The organism is Yersinia sp. 1252 StPb PI, from assembly GCF_048593885.1.
Classification (GTDB): domain Bacteria; phylum Pseudomonadota; class Gammaproteobacteria; order Enterobacterales; family Enterobacteriaceae; genus Yersinia; species Yersinia enterocolitica_E.
Window position 1 is genome coordinate 1 of the sequence record NZ_JAZGQE010000259.1, and the last position, 4,573, is coordinate 4,573.

Sequence of the window (4,573 nt, forward strand, 5' to 3'; positions counted from 1 at the left end):
AGAAAGATAATTAATTCACAAGGAGTGATTATATGGTAGTTCGTTTATCTGCATTAATTGTTGCTTTAACTGTATCGTTCTCTTCGATTGCAGCAACTTCACAAGAAGATATCCAAGGAGCTAAGGTTGTCACTGTGACTACCGAAACAATATCCGGCCATCTTAATATTGCAAATGGCCGTAACTGTTTGGATGAGAATACCCAAGGTAAGCCTACCTTGTTAGCCTGTGATAGCGTGGCACAGGCCAGTTCAGAAAAAAACATCTTCCATTACATCGTGTTGAAAAGTGGGCAGTGTTTGTCAGATGAAGGTGGCTCAATACCGGTCATGGCAACCTGTGATTATCAGAACACAAAACAACAATGGAAAGCTCTTCAAGGTGTTGGTACGGATGTGCGAAATGTAGCATCAAATAAGTGCCTGACAACTGCAGGGTTGGACAAATCGGTGACGATGGCTACATGTGCTGGCCTGCCAGCTCAGAATTGGAAATTGCCTCAGTAAAGTAGCATTACAGGTGGCATTCATTGAGTGCCATCGATAATGTCTGTAGTAATATATTCTCGTTATTACTTCATTGACCAGAGGTTGTTATATGCAAGACATAATGCTTTTTGGTGAGGGGTGGAATGGGTAAGTGCGCAGTATTGAGCAGGGATTACGTAGGTTAAATTTAATTCCGCACCGAAAAGACCCACACTTACGTGAAGTCACCTTTCAGGTTACCGACTACTATTCTGATAATGGTGAAATATATCTCGTTGATTATGTTGATAATGAACCAGTAATGGAAGATATTGAAGAAGCAATTATGAGACAGAAGCCAAAACCAATATAAGCCCAGCATGCACGGCTAATCACTTAGCGAACAATAAGCCACTGACTTTATAAGCCGGTGGCTTTTCTATTTGAAATATTTATCTAGTGGATCGAAGTATCTGTACTTTCTGTAGAAAGCTATCCAGTAAGCCAGTCCCATCAAGCCCCCGACAGCAGAAAGCTTTAAACAAGTTATTTTTCGGTTTGTAAGAAACTCAAAAAATGAGTATTCACCTTTCAATATATCAATAAGAGCACCACCAATAATCAGATCTAGTACCAGATACATTGCTGGGATAGCGGTAGCATAGGCTGCTGTTAGATAGATGAATAGAAATAGTCGATACTTTGTATCAATGTGCATGTAAAAAACTCGTTAAAAGAAATAGTAATACAAATCCATCGGGATATCTTAGCAAGTATTTCAGAGCTTTGGCATAGCCCGAGGCTTTTCTATTTAGGGATAGATCATGGCAACTCTTAAAGATTTATCCAATCAGTTGCAGTCGATAAAAAAACAGATCCCCTTTGCTGCTGCTCAAGCACTAACTAGTGTGGCTCGTCAGATTGCAGAAGCTCAGAAAGTCGGTATGCAGCGCAATCTGGATAATCCGACCCCTTTCACCGTTAATTCCGTTGGCTCGTTTGGTGCCCGCAAAAACCGATTGCAGGCTAAGGTATTCGTGCGTGATATCGCCGCCAGCTACCTCGAACCGCTCGAGTTCGGCGGGCAGCACAAGCTCAATGGTCAGGCGCTGCTCAATCCTAAAAACATAAAGCTGAATAAGTTCGGTAACTTAGCCCGTAACAAAACGCAGCAGCTCAAGGCTAAGGAGAATGTCTTTGTGGGGGAGGTGAATGGCGTTAATGGTTTCTTCCAGCGTAAGAAAGGCAAGAAGAGCAAAAAGGTTAAGAAGCGTCAGAAGCGCTCCCCTAACGGAGTGCATCGCGCTAGAGAGAAACAAAGAGCACCTAAACTGCTGATTCAATTTGGTGACGCATTGGCAGTTAAACCAACGCTTGGATACTTCGACCGGGCGAATGCAATGGCACAGGCTTTGATGCCTGGCGCGTTAAGCCTGGCAATCAAGCAGGCGTTGAAGACTGCAAAATAGAGAGTTATATGACAACCATTATCATCTAGAAAAAAATGGGTCCTTTCTGAGACCTTTGTAATGTACGGGCATTGCGCGCCGTGCAGTTTTACCAGCTATAAATTTTTCATTTTGTGTCCCATGTCCCACGTGCATAGTTATGCAACTGTAACCGTCAGACCTTACGCAGCGCGGCTGTAGCTGTTTTTCTGCGTGGGACATTTTAGATGGGACACAGAAAAATGTCCCACAGCAATGTCCCATGTCCCACAGAGGCAATTTTCATCATGAGCACAATGACGCAGATTGATTATGCCAAGCATGTAGGTGTGGATCGGAAGACGGTGAGCCGCTGGATAAAGGCGGGAAAATATATTGTTCTTGATGGTGATCTGGTCAACGTAGAGGAAAGTGATAAGGCTGTTGCCACTTTGCGCGACAGTAAAGATCCACGGACTAAAAACGCCAGCAGAAAGAAGCCAGCAAAAGTTAAAGCTGCTGATATTGATGACAGTACCGATGCGACTGTTAAAGAAATCATGCTGGCAAACGGAGCTGAGTGGTCGAGGGAAGAGGCCGCAAGGGTGAAAGAAAATTACCTGGCATTATTAACCAAGTTGGAGTTTGAGAAAGAAGACGGGCAGCTAGTAGAGTTGACTGCCGCGGAAGCTATTTTGTTTAGCGCTTTTCGTGAACAACGTGATGCCTGGATGAACTGGCCGTCAAGGGTGGCTCCTTTGATGGCGGCTGACTTGAATGTTCCCGCCGATAGGATGACAGAGGTGTTATTAGCATATGTCCATAAACACATCTCTGGCCTCGGTGAACCTGAGTTTAACGCAGAGCAAACATGATCGGTTGCTTCGCAGCGTTCGTAAGGGATGGACACCACCACCACGAATTAGTGTCCCGGACTGGGCTGACGAATACCGAAAACTGGCAAAAGAGGCGGGTAGTACATCAGGAAATTGGGAAACTTCAACTGTAGAAATTGCCCGTGGCCCCATGCTTGCGGCGACAGAATCCGGGGTGCATATCATTACCGTGATGTGTTGTACCCAGTTGATGAAAACAGCGTTGCTTGAAAATCTATTTGGTTACTTTGCTCATCTCGACCCTTGCCCAATGTTGTTATTACAACCAAAAGAAGATGCCGCCGAGCAGTTCTCGAAAGAGCGTATTACCCCACTGGTGAGAGTGACACCGGTACTTCGCCAGCTTATTGGCGGCAACAAGCAGAAAAATTCAAAAGAGACATTATTGTACAAGTCCTTTACTGGTGGGTTTCTGGCACTGGCGGGGGCAGGTAGCCCGGATAACCTTGCCCGTCGCCCGATTCGGGTATTACTGGCCGATGAGGTAGATAAGTATCCAATTACCCGTGAGGGTGGCCCGATAACCGAGCGCCATCCGCTGCTGCGTCCGGCGGCACTGAACCTGACCTGATTCTATGGATTTTGTCATGGATGTGCTGGCCAACGGGCGCAGGATCAAATATCTGACTTGCGTAGACGATTTCACGCAGGAGTGCTTGATGGTGATCGTTGCCTTTGGTATTTCTGACGTTAAGGTCACACGTATTTTGGATAGCATTACGCTATTTCGTGGCTATCAGAGGCTACGATAAGAACAGATCAGGAGCCGGAGTTTACCTGCCGAGTGTTTGATCAGTGGGCATATGGACACTGAGTGGAATTAGGACTTATTTAGCTTGGGAAGCCGACCGATAATAGGGTTATTGAGAGCTTTTACGGATATTTTCGTGATGAATGTTTGAATGAACTCTGTATTGTCGATATCAGAGACTAACATCACCTCGCGTTACCTGGTAGTAGAGGTCGGCGACGTAATTATCGCGAACATATACTCAGATCAATTCTGAAATGAAAAAACGGGAACTTCTAGTCCCCATTTTTATATTGTTATCACAAAGTGATTAAGAGATGATTAATTCGAACTCTGAAGCAATTGAACTTTTTCGATGTTGAGTTTTTTGCAACTTTCAATAGATTTTGGCTGTATGTCGAATCTGACTTTCCCGATATCACCACTTTTAGTCCAATTTGCCAATTTAGACATGTTAAAGATAGCTCCATTCTGAGGAAGAGAAATACTAATACTGTTTTCCTCACTAAAACCACTGCTATGTACTGAACTCCAGAATATTTGAACAAACAAATCAGTAGATTCACTATTATTGCAATTAACATTTAAATAAAGATCACTGTTTTTTTGTGCGTTTAATGGCGGATTAAAAATGAATGCGACAAATGGATCATTTCCGGTAATCTTATAACCATCCTTACTTTCGGTCACATCATGTGTCAAGTATTTACTGCCATTTGTTCCATTACCTTCATTTTTCGCTTTGTATGCGTATAAAGGTGGTGGAGACAGAAAGAAATTATTAATTATACTTCTCTCAACTGTTGTGACAAAAACATAGTCTGGTTTGTATTTTTTAATAACATTATACAACCAGTCAGGATCAGACCCGAAGTAATGAAGCTGAACTGTTTCAGTGAAGTGAGCAGCCATAAAAGGTGACATTGCTGTACCAAATGAATCTCTTAGCCAAAGTACTTTAGCATTATGGCTAGCATTACTGGACGAAATACGAGTAGGTCTGTCTGGAGCATCGATAAGCACATTAGTGCT

Annotated in this window: 5 protein-coding genes and 2 pseudogenes; 6 read left to right on the forward strand and 1 reads right to left on the reverse strand. The window is 43.5% G+C overall.

Going from position 1 to position 4,573, the window contains the following annotated elements:
- Nucleotides 1-32 precede the first annotated feature (32 nt).
- The 6 genes and pseudogenes from V2A85_RS22030 to V2A85_RS22055 all read left to right on the forward strand — a co-directional run.
- Entirely contained in the window at nucleotides 33-506 is a 474-nt protein-coding gene (locus tag V2A85_RS22030) for a ricin-type beta-trefoil lectin domain protein (RefSeq protein WP_420072371.1), read from the forward strand.
- Nucleotides 507-639: 133 nt separating this feature from the next.
- Nucleotides 640-840, forward strand: a complete 201-nt coding sequence (locus V2A85_RS22035) for a hypothetical protein (RefSeq protein ID WP_420072372.1) — start codon at nucleotides 640-642, stop codon at nucleotides 838-840.
- Between the two features lie 451 nt (nucleotides 841-1,291).
- Nucleotides 1,292-1,936, forward strand: coding sequence for a hypothetical protein (locus V2A85_RS22040; RefSeq protein WP_420072373.1), 645 nt, complete (start codon nucleotides 1,292-1,294; stop codon nucleotides 1,934-1,936).
- Nucleotides 1,937-2,202: 266 nt separating this feature from the next.
- On the forward strand, nucleotides 2,203-2,769 hold the full coding sequence (locus V2A85_RS22045) for a hypothetical protein (protein WP_420072374.1): 567 nt from the start codon (nucleotides 2,203-2,205) through the stop codon (nucleotides 2,767-2,769).
- 151 nt (nucleotides 2,770-2,920) lie between these two features.
- A pseudogene (locus V2A85_RS22050) lies at nucleotides 2,921-3,253 on the forward strand (phage terminase large subunit family protein); the annotation flags it as partial.
- 42 nt (nucleotides 3,254-3,295) lie between these two features.
- Nucleotides 3,296-3,715 (forward strand): annotated as a pseudogene (locus V2A85_RS22055) (DDE-type integrase/transposase/recombinase); the annotation flags it as partial.
- A 147-nt stretch (nucleotides 3,716-3,862) separates the two neighbouring features.
- Here the strand turns inward: V2A85_RS22055 and V2A85_RS22060 are convergent.
- Nucleotides 3,863-4,573, reverse strand: a 711-nt coding sequence (locus V2A85_RS22060) for a hypothetical protein (RefSeq protein WP_420072375.1), incomplete at its 5' end; no start/stop codon positions are given.